Source organism: Pseudomonas sp. 2995-3 (assembly GCF_002742565.1).
GTDB classification, from domain to species: domain Bacteria; phylum Pseudomonadota; class Gammaproteobacteria; order Pseudomonadales; family Pseudomonadaceae; genus Aquipseudomonas; species Aquipseudomonas edaphica.
Genome location: NZ_LJSB01000456.1, coordinates 1 through 232, shown reverse-complemented (window position 1 = coordinate 232; position 232 = coordinate 1). Strand labels below are relative to the sequence as shown.

Annotated in this window: 1 protein-coding gene; it reads left to right on the top strand. The window is 34.9% G+C overall.

Annotated elements, in window-relative coordinates:
- Positions 1-232, top strand: a 232-nt coding sequence (locus AOA62_RS30580; RefSeq protein ID WP_305886554.1) for a 3'-5' exonuclease, incomplete at both ends; no start/stop codon positions are given.

Below are 232 nucleotides of genomic sequence, written 5' to 3'. Positions count from 1 at the left end.
TATCATGTCCTTTGAAAAGGATTACCCTAATGTTACAACAATCATGTTAGAACAAAACTATCGCTCTACGAAGAAAATACTTCAAGCGGCAAATCAAGTCATCGAAAACAATCCGAATAGAAAGCCAAAGAAGCTTTGGACTGAAAATGAGGATGGGGAAAAAATTAATTATTATGAAGCGGATAATGAGCATGATGAAACCCGTTTTGTTGCTGGAAAAATAAAAGAAGTG